Genomic DNA, 15611 nt, shown 5'->3' on the forward strand with positions numbered 1-15611 from the left:
CAGTGCTCAAGGCTTCGTTGCTGTCCCAGGGATCGCATCCGGATCGGCGTTGTCTTCCACGACCGGATCAGGCCCCTTCAGCATCGCGCCGTTGACCGTCACCGACCCATCATGCCTGGCGTTGATCACCCATTCGATACGGCCGTCCGGCAGCGTCTTGGCGAATCCCTTAATCGCAAGCGCCCCTGTGAAAGCCTGCGATGCCTCCGGGTCAGATTTAGCCGCCGCCTGCAAGGTTTCAACGATCTTGTCGTAGCCGGTTACGTTGACGGTCACGCTCGCATCCGGCTTCTTGCCGGGGAACGTCATTTCGCCCTCCATGGCGACCTCGATGTCGCCGTTCTTCACCGTGCTGTGCCCGAGAACGAATTTTGGTATCTTGGCCAGGAAATTGGCGGAAATCTCGTCGCCGAAATCTGGCGGCAGCGGTGGATCCTTGCTGAAATCGAGGGTGTCGATGGTTTTCCTGGCCATACTGTCGAGATCGATGTTGGCGCCGCCGAAATTCAGGTCGAGATCCGTCGGCAGCAACGCAACGGTCCAACTGGGCAGCATCTGCTGCGGTATTGTCAGGCCGGAAACCTTGAATGCGTAGCTGATCTTGCCGTCCTTGCTGATGCCGTCCATGCCGACAACGGTGTTCAGCTGCGCCGCGCCGAAATTGCCGGCATATGTTTCAATGGCAAGGTTTTTGAATGCGTAGGTCCCATCGATCCGTTCCCATAGCGGCAGCGCACCGAGCAGAAGCGTTTTGAACTCTGCTTGATCGGCCTTCAGCCGGGCCTCGTCCTCATGGGCGACGGCGAACGCCAAAAGATCCAGAAGCGGCTTGGTCTGAATGGCCTTAGCGGTCACGTTCACAGCGAGCTCCGGTGCCCGGAGCGCTGCGATTGACCGGTCATCGATTTTGACCGTTTCGACGAAGTCCGCCATCGCCTGTGTGAAATTAAGATCGACGCCGCCGTTGGCCGACTTCCTGGCGTCAAATTTGGAAGAGCCCAGCCCCACGCTCAAATCGGTCAATTGACTGACTTGGCGCGACGTCATCGTCATGCCCGCAATCGAACTGGTGCCGCTGGTAAATGCCGCCAGTTCCGGGTCATAGACGCCCGTGAACTTGCCATCCTTGACAACGATTTGCCCGGTGTTCAGGCCATTTGGGCCATTTACCTCGATGGACCCAGTCGTAGAGAAATCCGAGGCGACATCCCAGCCTCCGTCGCTGCGCGGTTTGACCCGCAGCGTGACGGGCGGGAAATCGAACCGCTTCAGATCCTGCTTCGGCATCTTCGCCACAAGCGCCTTCACATCGAAGGTGATCTTGTAGGCACCCTCCTCGGCTGAGATCTTCAAAATGCCTTCATTGAGCGCCTGTTTGCCGACATAGCGAGAGAGCTCATCGGAAAGTTGCTTGGCACCTTGGGCATCGACAGCCTGGCCAAAGGCAGGAGCGCTGAGGGCGAGAAGGAAAGCAAGCGGCAGGACACGGTTCACAAAATTCTCCATTTGACCAAAAAGGAACGCTTCGTTCGTCTGCTATGAAACCAACCTACAGCTTCCACAGGACATCAACAAACGCCGACGGGTAATTGACTACAACACCAGCCGCATCAGCGGCCGTCCGGCCTTGCGTTCGACAAGCCGCTCGAAGCCGGCCTTTTCAAACACACGCGACGAGCCGACGAACAGCCCGATCGAACGCGAATCGCGCGACACGTCGATCGGACACGCCTCGACCAGCCGCGCCTTGTTCTGGCGGGCAAAAGCGATGCCGCCCTCGACCAGGCGGTGGCTGACGCCCCGGCCACGCGCGCTGGCGCGGATGAAGAAGCAGGAGATGGCCCAGACGCCGGGATCTACGGCGTCGGTTGGATCGACCGGCGCCGAGCCCCGGCCCCGATTGTTCCATTCGGGCACGTCGGCGCGTGGACCGATCTGCATCCAGCCGACCGCCTGGCCGTCCTCGAAGGCCAAAAGCCCCGGCGGCGGCCCGGCCTCGATACGCGCCTTGATATGATCCTTGTTGCGCTGCTTGTCGCTGGCCCGTCGGGCCGCCGGCGCCATCCGGAAATGCGTGCACCAGCAGCCGTAACAGGCGCCCTGCTTGCCGAAAAGATCCTCGAAATCCGCCCATAGGTCAGGCGCCAGCGGCGCTATGGTGGTGCTCATGAGTTCTCTCCCGGCTAACCGCTTGTGGCGGCTTCCGTCCTGACGTACCATTGCATCTGTTCTCTTTATGTTCGCAGCGATGGCGGCCCCTGTCAACAATCCCGAGCACGGTTTTTGCCGCGACTGCCTGACCTTTCAGCGCAGCGATACCAGGCGCTGTGAGCGTTGCGGCAGCCCTCGACTCACCCGCCATCCCGAGCTCTACCAGCTGCATCTGGCGCATATCGATTGCGACGCCTTCTATGCGGCGATCGAAAAGCGCGACAATCCGGCGCTGAAGGACAAGCCGCTGATCATCGGCGGCGGCAAGCGCGGCGTCGTTTCCACCGCCTGCTACATCGCCCGCATCCAGGGGGTGCGCTCGGCAATGCCGATGTTCAAGGCGCTCGAAGCCTGTCCGGAAGCGGTCGTCATCCCGCCCAATATGGAGAAATACGTCCGCGTCGGCCGCGATGTCCGCGCCTTGATGCAGGCGCTCACGCCGCTGGTCGAACCGCTCTCCATCGATGAGGCGTTTCTCGACCTTGCCGGCACCGAGCGCCTGCACGGCATGCCGCCGGCGGTGGTGCTGGCGCGCTTTGCGCAGACCGTCGAAAAGGAAATCGGCATCACCGTTTCGGCCGGCCTTTCCTACTGCAAGTTCCTGGCCAAGGTTGCCTCCGATTTCCGCAAGCCGCGCGGCTTTTCGGTGATCGGCGAAGCCGAGGCGCTGGGTTTCCTGGCCGAACAGCCGGTGACGCTGATCTGGGGCGTCGGCAAGGCTTTTGCCGCAACGCTCGAACGCGACGGCATCCGCAGCATCGCCCAGTTGCAGCGCATGGAGCGCGCCGATCTTATGCGCCGCTATGGCGTGATGGGCACCCGGCTCTACCATCTCTCGCGCGGCCAGGACGACCGCCGTGTCGATCCCGACCAGGATGCGAAAAGTGTGTCGGCCGAAACCACTTTCGACACCGACATAGCTGAAATGGGCGAACTGGTTCCAGTGCTGAGGGGATTGTCGGAAAAGGTCTCGGCGCGGCTGAAGAAGTCAGGCATTGCCGGGCGCACCGTGGTGCTGAAGCTGAAGACGCAGGATTTCAAGCTGCGTATCCGCAACCGCCAGCTCGGCGACCCGACCCGGCTGGCCGACCGCATTTTCCAGACCGGGCTCGAGCTGTTGCGCAAGGAGGCGGACGGGACAAAGTACCGGCTGCTTGGCATCGGTGTCAGCGATCTCTCGGATGACGAGAAGGCCGATCCGCCCGATCTCGTCGACGTCGGCTCGCGCAAGCGCGCCATGGCCGAAAGCGCCATCGATACGCTGCGCGACAAGTTCGGCAAGAAGGCGGTGGAAACCGGCTACACCTTCGGTAAAGGCCGCAACGCCAACCCGCCGGAGCCGATCGAGGAGTGAGACGGCTTAGATACGCTTGAGATCGATGCGGCTCGTCACCACGTTCTTGCCGGTTTTCGGATCGACGTCGGTAACGGTCAACCGCATTCCGTCGCCGCTGGTTTTCTCGACCGTCAACCGCGCCTTGCGATCGCCATTGACCTCCGCCGCCCAGCGAATGCCGAGACTGATCGCGTTGCCGGAACGGCTGCCGGCGAGCTGTGCCGGCCCGGTGCGCGACCCGACATAGACGCCTGTATACTTCGCCCCGCGGGCCTTCAGATTGGCGCTGATGGCGCGCGTCACCACGACAAGACCACGGCAATTGCCGTCAAGCGACAATGAGCTCGAGGTCGCGTCGGAATTGAAGGTGCAGGACACATTCACCGTCGGTGCGTCGGTGGTGACCTTGACTGTCCCCTTGCCGGAGAAATTCCCTTGCAAGGAGCTGAGAAAATTCGCCTCGTCGGCATGGGCCGCGGCGCTTGCAGTTAGCAGGCAGCCGGCTAGCAGAAACCGCGCGAATGATTTCATCGGAATCTCTTCCCCGTTGATGTTGAAGAAACGATGCGTCCAGCAATTGGCCAATACCGGGAACCAACGCCTGCCGTTTCGTCAGGTTCCACTTCCAGCATGGCTGTTTTCGCAACGGTCTGGCCCAGTCGAATGCGTCGCCTAACGGTTGCGATAGAAGTCCCGGCTTGCGACATAGCGCCTATGGCACCTTCCCCATCGATCCCCAAAGCCGCGTTCTGGATGGCGCTGTCGATCGCCTCGTTTCTGGCGATGTCAGTCGCCGGCCGCGCAACCACCGCCGAGCTCAACGTCTTCCAGGTGCTGGAACTGCGCTCGGTGATCGGCTTCTTCATCCTGTTGCCGCTGGTGACGATGAGCGGCGGATTCGCCGCAATGCGCACGCAGCGCCCGTTGGCCCATATCGCTCGCAATGTCATCCACTATACGGGCCAGGCGGCATGGCTCTATGCGCTGACGCTGATCCCGCTTGCGGTGCTCATATCGATCGAATTCACCACGCCGATCTGGACCGCGATCCTGGCGGTGACCTTTCTTGGCGAAAGGCTCTCCCGGCCGAAAATTGCGGCGGTCGTGCTTGGCCTGATCGGCGTGGTGGTCATCGTTCGCCCCGGCGTCGGCTCCATGGATCCGGGTCACCTCGTCGTTCTCGGCGCGGCCGTGTGCTTTGGCGTATCGGTGGTGTTGGTCAAGTCGCTGACCCGCACGGACAGTGTCGTGCGCATCATCTTCTGGATGCTGATCATCCAGTCGGTGGTCGGCCTGATCCCGGCGCTTTATGAATGGCGCAACCCACCGCTCGAACTCTGGCCATGGATCCTGCTGATTGCCTTCACCGGCATGTCGTCGCATTTCTGCATGGCGCGTGCCCTCACCTATGCCGACGCTACGGTGATTTCACCGATGGATTTCCTGCGCGTGCCGCTGTCGGCGCTGATCGGCTGGCTGCTCTACCGCGAACAGATCGACATCTTTACAGCCGGCGGCGCCCTGCTGATCCTGATGGGCAACCTGCTCAACCTGCAGCGCAAGGCGCCAAAGCCGGCCGAGGTCGCGGCGTCCTAAACCATGGCGCATTATCAAACAGCCTGGGCGCGCATTTCAGAGCGTGGTGGCATTGTCGGTGATTTTGTTTCCTCGCTTTCTGGCTATTTCAGTCACTGTTGGCTCCGTTTCGCTCGTCGATGTTTGGGGTTGCGTGCTGCACGAAGCTTTGAGCTTTGCCGAAACTTCCTCAATGATACGGGCGCGACGATCGAGCCCCTCTAAAAATACCGTGAGTTGTGAGCCCAGTTCCCGCATGCGCTCGGAGGCAGCGGCCTCACCGCTTCTTTGGCGCCGCTCGATCACGCCGAGAAAGCTGCCGAGATACGCGATGGCATACAACAGCAGCGCTCCCTCTGGCGAAAAAGGATGTGTCTGCACGGTGAGCGACAGAATCACACCAGCATTGAGCGGAAGGACCCAAAGCGTGGCGAGAAGGCTGCGCGACAGCAGCGCGAGCATGGTCGGAATCAGCAATGCCAGGACTTGCAGAGGCCACGGTGCCTCGCTGTAAGCCGCCAGAACCCGATCTGCTAACCAGGCAAAATTAGGAAAGTCCAAGAGATACTCCCGACCGCCATGTCATTGTTGAGCGAGCACCTTGCATTTCCGATCAACGCTGACGAAACGCCTTGTCGAACGAAGCCACGAGCGGACCAATCAAATAGTCCAGCGCCGTGCGCTCTTCGGTGGTTATCATCACTGTTGCAGGCATTCCCGGATATAGCCGTATCTGCGGGCTTGCTGCGAGTTCCTCTTGGTCTATCGTCACGTCGGCGACGTAGTATGGCAATCCCGTCCGTTCATCAACGAGACGATCGGCGGATATTCCCGTTACGGTGCCATGAATGATGGGAATGAGGCGCTGTTTATATGACGTAAAATGGACTTCCGCCGCCATATCTGGGTGGACATCGCTAATGTCCTGAACGGCAATTTTCGTCTCGACGACGAGCGAAGTTTTATCAGGCACGACATCCAGGATTCTGGCCCCTGCGCCAACGACGCCACCAACGGAGAACACGTCGAGGTCTACGACCACGCCGGAATAGGGCGACCGCACTTCAGTGCGGGCAAGCGAACTTGCGACATTCTGCAGGCGGGAACTCACGTCGAGGCGCTTGGATTGAATGTCGCGCAGTTCGCGTGTGATTTCCGCCTTGCGGTCCTTTTGCAACTGGGTGATCTGCTTTTGATATTCACCGATGCCGTCACGGCCACGGGAGAGCGCGCTCCGGGCGGTGGCAATCTGCCCCTGCAATCCTGCCGCGGCTCGATCGAGTTGCAACATGCGCGGCTTGGTGATCAAGCCTTTGGCAAGGAGATCGGCCAGGCTGTCCTTTTCGGCGATCACCGAATCCAGTTGCGCCTGATAAGCGGCTCCTTGGCCCTCGCTCCCCAGCATCTCCTCATCGAGTTGACTGATCCGCTGCCTCAGAACTTGTTCCTGCCCTTCGATGGCGATCTGGCGCGTTTCGAACTCCCTGACCTGCCCCTCGATCGCCGTGCGGAAATAGGGCTCGGCGCGGCGCTTCATAAGATCGGGCGGAAATTCGACCGCGGCTCGGCCTTCCAATTCGGAAACGAGGCGGGCTTCGGTTGCGCGCATAAGCGCGAACTGCTGCGTCAGGATGTCGAATTCGGCGCGCACCTCGACGTCGTCGAGGACGATGAGGACGTCGCCTGCCTTCACCTTGTCGCCTTCGGCCACCCGGATTTCCTTGACGACACCACCTTGCGGGTGCTGCACGCTTTTGCGGTTCCCCGAGACTTTGATGATTGCGTCCCCGACAACGGCGCCGTTGAGCGGCGCCATTGCTGCCCAGGTGCCAAACCCACCAAAGAAAAGCACCAGGATGGCAAGGCCCGCCCGGACGGCGCCGCGGGCCGAATCGCTCGGCGGCTGCTCGTCCCTAGCTGATAGTTGCTGACGGGAGTGATCGAGAACCAGAGCGTTTGACATCTCAGTTTCCCACGGTCGCGACAAGTGCGGTATCTGGAGGTGCCTGGGCAGGAACCGCCCTGAGCGGGCGCGACAGCTTGGCAATGACCTCGGTGCGCTCGCCGAAGAGTTCGACGGCACCGTCGCGAAGCAGCAGAATCTTGTCGACCTGCGCAAGCGTTGATGGACGATGGGAGATAATGACGACGGTGGCACCTTGCCGTTTCAGCTCCGCGATGCATTCAGCGAGGGCGCTATCCCCTTCGACGTCGAGATTTGAAGCCGGCTCGTCGAGCACGACCACGCTCGGTTCGCCAAAGACGGCGCGGGCGAGCCCGATCCGCTGGCGATATCCGCCGGAGAGAACGGCGCCGCCTTCGCCGACCTGGGTATCGTAGCCATTCGGCAGCCGCAGGATCATCTCGTGGACGCCGGCCAATTGAGCCGCGGCAACCACTTCGCTATCCATGTCGGTCTGGAAACGGCTGATATTGGCGGCGACCGTCTCGGCAAACAGTTCGATATCCTGGGGCAGATAGCCGAGATGGCGCCCGAGCGAGTTGCGCGGCCAGACGGACACGTCGGCGCCATCGAGGCGCACCACGCCAGCTGACGGCTTCAGCACGCCGATCAGCTGTCGCGCCAGCGTCGACTTGCCGGCGCCTGACGGCCCGATCACGCCGAGCGTCTCTCCCGCCTCGATCTGGAAGGTCACTCCGCGCAGGATCGGCCTGTTCGATCCGGGCGTCACATAGGTAAGCCCTTCGACGGACAACCGCCCCGCCGGCCGCGGCAGGGTGAGCGCCTGTTCGCGCAGTGGTGTAGCGAGCAGCAGGCTTTTGACGCGCAACCAGGCGCCGCGTGCCGAGACCAGCCCCCGCCAGGCGCCGACTGTCTGCTCCACCGGCTGCAGCGCTCGGCCCAGCAGGATACTCGCCGCAAACATCGCGCCGGCGGTCGCCATGCGGTTGATAACCAGATAGGCGCCGAGACCAAGAATGACGGACTGCATTGAAAGGCGCAGGAACTTTATCAGGCTCTGCATGGTGGCGGCGCGGTCGCTCGCAACCGCCTGCCGGTCAAGCACGCGGAAACGGTCCTGGCTCCAGCGCCTCAGCAGACCCTCGGTCATGCCCATCGCGCGCACGACCTCGGCGTTGCGCAGCCCCATCTCGGTGAAACCATAATTGAGTGTCGCTACATCGTTGGCCTCCGTTAGTGGCCCTCTCACGACCCACTCGTTGACGAGGGCCATGAGCAAGAGCAGCACGGCGCAGCCGAGCGCGAAGAACCCGAGCACGGGATGCAGCAAGAAAATGATGCCGATATAGATCGGCGCCCAGGGCAGGTCGAAGATGGCGTGCATGCCGGCGCCGGTGACGAACTGGCGAAAGGTGTCGAAATCGCGCAGCGGCTGGCTTTTGGAGGCCGCGCCGCCGAGGACGTCGATGGTGGCGGCCACGATGCGCCCGCCAAGCAACCGGTCGAGCCGGACGCTCGCCCGCGTCAACACCCACGCGCGGATCATATCGAGACCGGCGAGCGCCACAAAGGCCATCAGCAGTGCCGCCGTCAGCATGACCAGCGTCGTCTCGCTTGCCGACGAAACCACACGGTCGTAGACCTGCAGCATATAAAGCGGGCCTGCGAGATAGAGCAGATTGATGGCCAGACTGAACAGCGCCGCGGTCAAAAAATAGCCGCGGCAGGCGCGGAAGACGCGCGAGATCTCTTCGGATTTCGGTTTTAACGCCACTGGATACACGGAGCCGCCCCCGGCCCTGCCTCTTCAACGCACTCTATCGGCGGCAGGCACCGCGCCCAGCGGTCCAGCCCCGAATTTCATAGAACCCGAATTTCATCGAAAGCGAGATGGTCAAGCAAACGTGCGGTTGACCGACAACCGGAACCGATCCTGGGCCGCGCTGTCATGCGGCCCCAGGTTCAAACGTCAAAACATCCTCAGTCGTGGCTGGCGAGGAGCAGGTCAATGACTTGTTGCATCGTATGACCGCCAGAGCCGTCATTGCCCGTGTCAAAGGCGTCATTGACCAGGTCTTTGACCTCCTGCGCGCTGTAAGCGAAGTCGTATCCCGTCCCGCCATTGTCGACATTGTCTTCGTCGATGGCGTTCAGGTATGCCCCGACAGCCTCGCGAGCCAGTGCGTTCTGCCCGCCACCGCCAAGGCTCAGCGCCAGGGTGAAGTCGATGTCGGCGACTACAGCACCTTGGGTGTAAGGCGCGCCATTGGTGTCGAAGGGCGCATCGATATCCCAGCTCCCATGATCGCCGAAAATGGACTCGAAGGACGTGTCGGTCGCAACGTTCCAGTCGTTTGGCTGGGGTCCCGTGCCGTCATGCGTCATCCAATATCCGTGCGACAGACCGAGATCCGACACTGGCGGAGGCGGCGGAGGCGCAACGTCGTTATCCAGAATCGTTCCGTCGCCGTCGATGCACAGGAGTGCCACCGAAATGTCGGGTCCCGGAATGTCCGCCGTCGCCCCGGTCAGGTGAAGCGTGAAGCCCTCGGTCAACTCGACCGCGGCATCATCGGTGGTTGCTACCAAGACGGTCGCATTGAGATCCCCGGCATGGATCACCACCGAACCCTGTGTATGGGTATAGTCGGTGCCATCCGTCGCCGTGCCGCCGACAGTCGTGTAGTTGACGGTGACGTCATAGGCGTAGACATGATCCAGATGGATCAGGAACGATGCGTTGTTGCCCTCCACGACCGGCGTCGCGTCGTCGACGCAGACCTTCGGGGCCAGCGTCACGTCGGCGCTGCCGTCCGTTCCCTTGATGCTGCCTTCGGCCGTGCTGGTGCTGGTGGCGCGAATGCCGAACACGTCGACGTCGGCCCAGTTCACGTTTGCGCCGAGGATCGAGTAGTGCTCGCCCGCCGTGAGATAGGTGGCCTTGTTCACACCCTCGGTGCCGAGCCCGGTCGACGACAGCTTCAGGCCGCCATCGAAATCGACCCCGGTTCCGTTCATATTCAGGCTGTTGTCTTTCTTGGTGCCCAGGTCGAACTGGCTGCCGTCAGCGACATCATCTCCCCAATAGATTGCGTTGATGTCCGCATAGCCGCTGACGCATTTGATATCGAAGGTCGTTGTCCCGTTACCCATATCGATGGCGGTAACCTGAAGCGTAAGCCCCCCAGATGTGATGTTGAAAGTCTTGATATCCCCTATTGCCATAGACGTTACTCCCCACCCAACAGCAGTCGTTTGCCAGATAACACTCCTCCGCCAGGTCGACCGCGCTAACCCATTTCGCAAGGGCCAAGCCTTAACCCTTTGGTAACCATAGTGCCACAACGACCAAAGGAAGTCTATGATCGATCTCTAATGTAGCAAATCCTGGTTAATCCCTCGCGCTGTGGGGATGGTCTCCAGCTCGTCAATTCCCCTCATCTGGTATGTTGAGAAGATGGCCGCAGGCCTTGCAATGCACGGCGTCCGGTTCGTGCCGCTGCAGGCCGCATTGTGGACAGGGAAAGAGCACCTTGGCCGGTCGGAAGATCGCTGTCGCCAGCCTGACGAACAGCGAGATGCCGATGATCATGGTGACGATTGCGGTCAGCTTGCCGGCAATTCCCGGCAGCACGATGTCGCCGAAACCGGTCGTCGTCACCGTGGCGACGGTAAAATACAGCGCATCGATATAGTTCTCGAGGCCGGCGCCGGTGCGAAAGAAGAAGGTGTAGACGAAGCCGGTGATGACGAACAGGAACGTCAACAGGTTGATGACCGCGTGGCTCGCCTCGCGCCAGGGCCTTAAGCCACGCATTTCGAAATGCTGCCACAGCGAACCGCTGCGCGACAGCGACCACAGCCGCAGGATGCGCAGGAACGCCAGATTTGCCAGCGCCGTCGGCATCAGCAGCGTCAGAAGGATGAAGACATCGACCCAGGATGTCGGCTGTTTCATCAGCCGCAGCATGTCGTTGGAGGCTAACAGCCGGGCAATCAGGTCGGCGGCGACCAATGCGGCGACGGTATAGTCGAGCCACAGGAATGACGGCTTGTCCTGGAGCACCGGCGTGGCAACGAAGAAGGCGATGATGGCGAGGTCGATGATGACCGCCACCAGCTGAAACCGGAACGCCGCCGGCGTGCGTCCGTGATAGAGCTTGCGCAGCCGGTCACGCAGCCGCGCCATCGCTGAGCTTTGCTGCAATCCGTCCTTCTCGGCTGCTTTCATCACCAAGTGCGTAACTGTCCCAGCCGGGGCCGTCTAGTGCATGATCCCAAAAAGTGGGTGCCGGTTTTTGGAAAAGATCATGCTCCAACAAAGGGTTAGATCATGATGAGATTTCAACCAAATCTCATCATGATCTAGTGGCCCCGGTGACCGTCAGCCCTCCACCACCTTGCCGTCCGGCCCGACGAGGCGCCAGGCCGAGGCGGTGTCGTAGACGAACCGCTCCTCCGCAATCCGGTCACCACGCCAGCGCTGCAGGGCCACCTCTTCCAGCCGGCGCACGGTGCCGGCCTTGTCGACACGGTCGAAGGTCCAGCGGATGGCGACATTGTCGCCATCGACCAGGAATGTCTGGACAGGATGGGTGTGCATCTTCTCGATCCGGTCGAGTGCTGCCTGCTCATGCGCCATCAGTGTTTCCTTGCCGCGCCGCGGGACGCCGAGATTTTCCTGCATGGTGGCATCGTCATGGTAGAAGTCGGCGATCGCTTTGACGTGGCTGCCTTCGACCACCTCCTTGAGGAAGGCTTCGACGCGTTCGCGGCTGGGCATGATTGTGCGTTCCTGTGAAGTTTCTGCTCAACGCATGTGGTTCAAAGGAAGGTCAGGTCAACCACGCCCCGCACGCTGGCCCTATCGGCTGCAATGTCAGGCCCAGAGCATCTTTATGCCGTCATGCACTGGCCGACGTCGATGCGATTGCCGTGTATATCAGCGCAGCCTAGACGAGCTCGACTTCGACCACACCCGGCACCGCGCGCATGGCCGACGCGATCTGCGGCGAGATGCGGTAGCGGTTGGGCAATTCGATCTCGATCTCGCCCTGCGCCTCTTCTTTGATGACGATAATGCTTACCTGACTTTCCCCACGCTGGGTAAGCTGCGATTAAATCGCCGACGCAGGCCCGTCATTTCGAACGAAGATGCGCAGCGCCTTCTGGATACGGCTGGCCTCATCCTCCAGCGACTGCACCGTCTGGATGCGCAGATTGACCCCTTCGGGCCTATCCTCGGCCGAAACGGTGATCACCACCGAACGTCCGGGCTCGAGCAGATCGCGATACTGCGCCAACCCTTCCGAAAACAGCACGGCTTCATATTGGCCAGATGTGTCGGAAAAGGCGATGACGCCCATCTTGTTGCCGGTTCGGGTCTTGCGCTCCTGCTTGGTGGTGACGGTGCCGGCGAGCCGGCCCGCGGCGGCACCGCGTTTGACCGCAGCCGAGAACTCGCCCCAGTTCTGCACGCGCATCTTCTGCAGGGCCGCCTTGTACTCGTCGAGCGGATGCGCCGAAAGATAGAAGCCGACGACCTGGAATTCACGGTGCAGCCGGTCGGCGGCAAGCCACGGATCGGTCTGCGGCAAATTGAGCGCCTGCTGCTGCGCGCCGAGCGACGCGCCGAAAATGTCGTGCTGGCCCGAAATGGCATTCTGCTGCGCCAGCGAAGCCAGCCCCATCATCCGTTCGACGCCGGCCATCATCTGGGCGCGGTCGTGGCCGAAGCAGTCGAGCGCGCCGGCCATGATCAGGCTTTCGAAGACGCGCTTGCCGACGATCTTGGGATCGACCCTTTCACAGAAATCGGCGAGATTCTTGAACGGCTTTTCGCCGCGCATGGCGACGATGTGCTCGACCGCAGCGTCGCCGACGCCCTTGAGGGCCGCCAGCGAATAGTAAATGCGGTTCTCGCCGACCTCGAAATTGCGGAAGCTGGTCATCACCGACGGCGCCACCACCTCGATGCCGAGACGCAGCGCATCCTGGCGGAAATCGGCGAGTTTGTCGGTATTGCCCATGTCGAGCGTCATCGACGCCGCCAGGAACTCGACGGGGTAATGCGCCTTGAGATAGGCGGTCTGGTAGGACACGACGGCGTAGGCGGCCGCGTGCGATTTGTTGAAGCCGTAGTCGGCGAACTTGGCCAGAAGGTCGAAGATGAAGTCGGCCTGCGGCTTGCCGACGCCGCGTTCGACCGCACCGGTGACGAAACGCTCGCGCTGCTTGTCCATTTCGGCGCGGATCTTCTTGCCCATCGCGCGACGCAGCAGATCGGCTTCGCCGAGCGAATAGCCCGACAGTTCCTGCGCGATCTGCATCACCTGTTCCTGGTAGACGATGACGCCTTGCGTCTCCTTCACCAGATGGTCGATCTTGGGATGGATCGATGCCATCTCCTCTTCGCCATGCTTTCTGGCGTTGTAGGTCGGGATGTTCTCCATCGGGCCGGGACGGTAGAGCGCCACCAGCGCGATGATGTCCTCGATGCAGTCGGGCCGCATGCCGATCAGCGCCTTGCGCATGCCGGCACTTTCCACCTGGAACACACCGACCACTTCGCCGCGCGACAGCATGGCGTAGGTTTCAGGATCGTCGAGCGGGATCGTCGCCAGGTCGATCTCGATGCCGCGCCGGCGGATCAGCTTCACCGCCGTCTCCAGCACCGTCAGCGTCTTCAGGCCGAGGAAGTCGAATTTTACGAGCCCGGCCTGCTCGACATATTTCATGTTGAACTGGGTGACCGGCATGTCGGAGCGCGGATCGCGGTACATCGGCACCAGTTCCGACAAGGGCCGGTCGCCGATGACGATGCCGGCGGCGTGCGTCGAAGCGTGGCGGTAGAGCCCTTCCAGCTTTTGCGCCATATCGAGCAGCGTCTGCACGATTGGCTCCTTCTCGGCCTCCTCGGCAAAGCGCGGCTCGTTGGCGATGGCATCCGCCAGCTTGACCGGATTGGCGGGGTTCTGCGGCACCATTTTGGAGAGCTTGTCGACTTGGCCGTAAGGCATTTGCAGCACGCGGCCGACGTCGCGCAGCACCGCGCGCGCCTGCAGCGTACCGAAGGTGATGATCTGCCCAACCTGGTCGCGGCCATATTTCTGCTGGACGTAGCGGATGACCTCTTCGCGCCGGTCCTGGCAGAAGTCGATGTCGAAGTCGGGCATCGACACGCGGTCGGGGTTGAGGAAGCGCTCGAACAGCAGCGAGAAGCGCAGCGGATCGATGTCGGTGATGGTGGTGGAATAAGCGACCAGCGATCCGGCGCCCGAACCACGGCCCGGCCCGACCGGAATGCCTTGCGCCTTGGCCCATTTGATGAAGTCGGCGACGATCAGGAAATAGCCGGGAAACTTCATCTTCTCGATGATGGAGAGTTCGAAATCGAGCCGCTCGCGGTATTGTTCGACCGTGTAGCCGGAAGTGGGCCCATGCGCCGCCAGCCGGGCGTCGAGACCTTCATGGGCCTGCCGGCGCAGTTCATCGGCCTCCGCTTTCAGCGCCACCTCATTGTCGGCGACATCGCCGCCGGTAAAGCGTGGCAGGATCGGATTGCGGGTCTTGGGATAATAGGAACAGCGCAGCGCGATCTCGACGGTGTTGTCGATCGCTTCCGGCAGGTCGGCGAACAGCCGCGCCATATCCGCCTGGCTGCGCAGGAAATTGTCCGAAGTCAGCCGGCGACGGTTGTCGGCGGCAACCACCGAACCCTCGGCAATGGCGATCAGAGCATCATGCGCGTCATAGTCGTCGCGGGCGGCGAAGAACGCCTCATTCGTGGCGACCAGCGGCAGATCATGGATATAGGCAAGGTCGACCGATGATTTCTCGATAGCGCGGTCATAACCGGAAACACGGTCCAGCTCGACATAGAGCCGGTCGCCGAACAGCGCCTTGAGTGCCAGAAGCCGCGTCTCGGCAAGATCTCGGCGATCCTCCTTCAGCGCCCGGCCGATCGGGCCGCGCGGCCCGCCGCTGAGGCAGATCAGGCCATCGCTATGGCCTTCCAGCATTGCTGACGTCAGATGCACGGGCTCGCCCGGCGGCGTCTCCAGATAGACCTGGCTGACCAGCCTGACGAGGTTGCTGTAGCCGGCCTCGGTGGCGGCGAGCAGCACCACGGCGTGCATCTCCGGACCATGGCGGCGGCGGTCGCGCTGCGCGTCGCTGGTCTCGCCGGAAAAGGCGAGATCGATCTGGCAACCGATAATCGGCTGGATGCCTTCCTTCACCGCCTTCTGGGCAAATTCCAGCGCGCCGAACAGATTGTTTGTGTCGGTGACTGCGATTGCCGGGCACTCGTCCTTGACTGCATGACCGACAACGGCGGCGACCTGCAAGGCGCCCTCGAGCAGCGAATACGCCGAATGCACGCGCAGATGGATGAACGGCCGCGCCGGCGCCTCCGGGCGCGCAGCAGCGAGCGCTGCTTCGCGCCTCAGGGGATCGCGTGGAAGTTTGTCATCCGCCATGATGTTTCAAATTGCTCGAAGGGCTTTGAGTCGATGGAGATGTATTGTCCCGGACCGGGCGATGCCAGTCCAGCACAAATGACCA

At 61.7% G+C, this 15611-nt stretch carries 11 protein-coding genes and 1 pseudogene; 2 read left to right on the forward strand and 10 right to left on the reverse strand.

Features of this window, described 5'->3' with window-relative positions; all coding sequences use genetic code 11:
* Positions 1-6: 6 nt before the first annotated feature.
* Both AC3EML_RS22350 and AC3EML_RS22355 read right to left on the reverse strand, forming a co-directional pair.
* A complete protein-coding gene (locus tag AC3EML_RS22350; RefSeq protein ID WP_023805307.1) occupies positions 7-1494 on the reverse strand; it encodes a hypothetical protein in 1488 nt (495 codons plus the stop codon).
* A 99-nt stretch (positions 1495-1593) separates the two neighbouring features.
* On the reverse strand, positions 1594-2169 hold the full coding sequence (locus AC3EML_RS22355; protein ID WP_352520456.1) for a GNAT family N-acetyltransferase: 576 nt from the start codon (positions 2167-2169) through the stop codon (positions 1594-1596).
* 67 nt (positions 2170-2236) lie between these two features.
* On the opposite strand from AC3EML_RS22355, the gene AC3EML_RS22360 reads away from it, so the two are divergent.
* A complete protein-coding gene (locus tag AC3EML_RS22360; RefSeq protein WP_352520457.1) occupies positions 2237-3565 on the forward strand; it encodes a DNA polymerase IV in 1329 nt (442 codons plus the stop codon).
* 6 nt (positions 3566-3571) lie between these two features.
* On the opposite strand, the gene AC3EML_RS22365 is transcribed toward AC3EML_RS22360, so the two are convergent.
* On the reverse strand, positions 3572-4078 hold the full coding sequence (locus AC3EML_RS22365; RefSeq protein WP_023681578.1) for a hypothetical protein: 507 nt from the start codon (positions 4076-4078) through the stop codon (positions 3572-3574).
* Between the two features lie 183 nt (positions 4079-4261).
* On the opposite strand from AC3EML_RS22365, the gene AC3EML_RS22370 reads away from it, so the two are divergent.
* Positions 4262-5143 (forward strand): DMT family transporter, encoded by an 882-nt coding sequence (locus AC3EML_RS22370; protein ID WP_023748534.1) that lies wholly within the window; start codon positions 4262-4264, stop codon positions 5141-5143.
* Between the two features lie 36 nt (positions 5144-5179).
* Here AC3EML_RS22370 and AC3EML_RS22375 read toward each other — a convergent pair whose 3' ends face one another.
* From AC3EML_RS22375 to dnaE, 7 genes and pseudogenes are all read right to left on the reverse strand, one after another.
* Positions 5180-5683 carry a hypothetical protein gene (locus tag AC3EML_RS22375; RefSeq protein WP_352520459.1) on the reverse strand — a complete coding sequence of 168 codons (504 nt, stop codon included), beginning with the start codon at positions 5681-5683 and terminating at the stop codon, positions 5180-5182.
* Between the two features lie 52 nt (positions 5684-5735).
* The gene (locus tag AC3EML_RS22380) at positions 5736-7085 is read right to left on the reverse strand and encodes an HlyD family type I secretion periplasmic adaptor subunit (RefSeq protein WP_352520460.1); all 1350 of its coding nucleotides are present in this window, start codon (positions 7083-7085) and stop codon (positions 5736-5738) included.
* Between the two features lies 1 nt (position 7086).
* On the reverse strand, positions 7087-8820 hold the full coding sequence (locus AC3EML_RS22385; protein WP_352520461.1) for a type I secretion system permease/ATPase: 1734 nt from the start codon (positions 8818-8820) through the stop codon (positions 7087-7089).
* Positions 8821-9026: 206 nt separating this feature from the next.
* A complete protein-coding gene (locus AC3EML_RS22390; RefSeq protein WP_488505317.1) occupies positions 9027-10271 on the reverse strand; it encodes a Calx-beta domain-containing protein in 1245 nt (414 codons plus the stop codon).
* Between the two features lie 202 nt (positions 10272-10473).
* Entirely contained in the window at positions 10474-11277 is an 804-nt protein-coding gene (locus AC3EML_RS22395; protein ID WP_352520563.1) for a potassium channel family protein, read from the reverse strand.
* 153 nt (positions 11278-11430) lie between these two features.
* The gene (locus tag AC3EML_RS22400) at positions 11431-11829 is read right to left on the reverse strand and encodes a nuclear transport factor 2 family protein (protein WP_023667583.1); all 399 of its coding nucleotides are present in this window, start codon (positions 11827-11829) and stop codon (positions 11431-11433) included.
* Between the two features lie 169 nt (positions 11830-11998).
* Positions 11999-15526, reverse strand: a pseudogene (gene dnaE, locus AC3EML_RS22405) (DNA polymerase III subunit alpha).
* Between the last annotated feature and the right edge of the window lie 85 nt (positions 15527-15611).

The organism is Mesorhizobium sp. P170090, assembly GCF_057786115.1.

Excerpts from the sequence above, each read along its gene's own strand:
- AC3EML_RS22355 (WP_352520456.1), bottom strand. The coding sequence starts at position 2,169 with ATGAGCACCACCATAGCGCCGCTGGCGCCTGACCTATGGGCGGATTTC.
- AC3EML_RS22360 (WP_352520457.1), top strand. The coding sequence starts at position 2,237 with ATGTTCGCAGCGATGGCGGCCCCTGTCAACAATCCCGAGCACGGTTTT.
- AC3EML_RS22365 (WP_023681578.1), bottom strand. The coding sequence starts at position 4,078 with ATGAAATCATTCGCGCGGTTTCTGCTAGCCGGCTGCCTGCTAACTGCA.
- AC3EML_RS22370 (WP_023748534.1), top strand. The coding sequence starts at position 4,262 with ATGGCACCTTCCCCATCGATCCCCAAAGCCGCGTTCTGGATGGCGCTG.
- AC3EML_RS22380 (WP_352520460.1), bottom strand. The coding sequence starts at position 7,085 with ATGTCAAACGCTCTGGTTCTCGATCACTCCCGTCAGCAACTATCAGCT.
- AC3EML_RS22390 (WP_488505317.1), bottom strand. The coding sequence starts at position 10,271 with ATGGCAATAGGGGATATCAAGACTTTCAACATCACATCTGGGGGGCTT.
- AC3EML_RS22395 (WP_352520563.1), bottom strand. The coding sequence starts at position 11,277 with ATGAAAGCAGCCGAGAAGGACGGATTGCAGCAAAGCTCAGCGATGGCG.
- AC3EML_RS22400 (WP_023667583.1), bottom strand. The coding sequence starts at position 11,829 with ATGCCCAGCCGCGAACGCGTCGAAGCCTTCCTCAAGGAGGTGGTCGAA.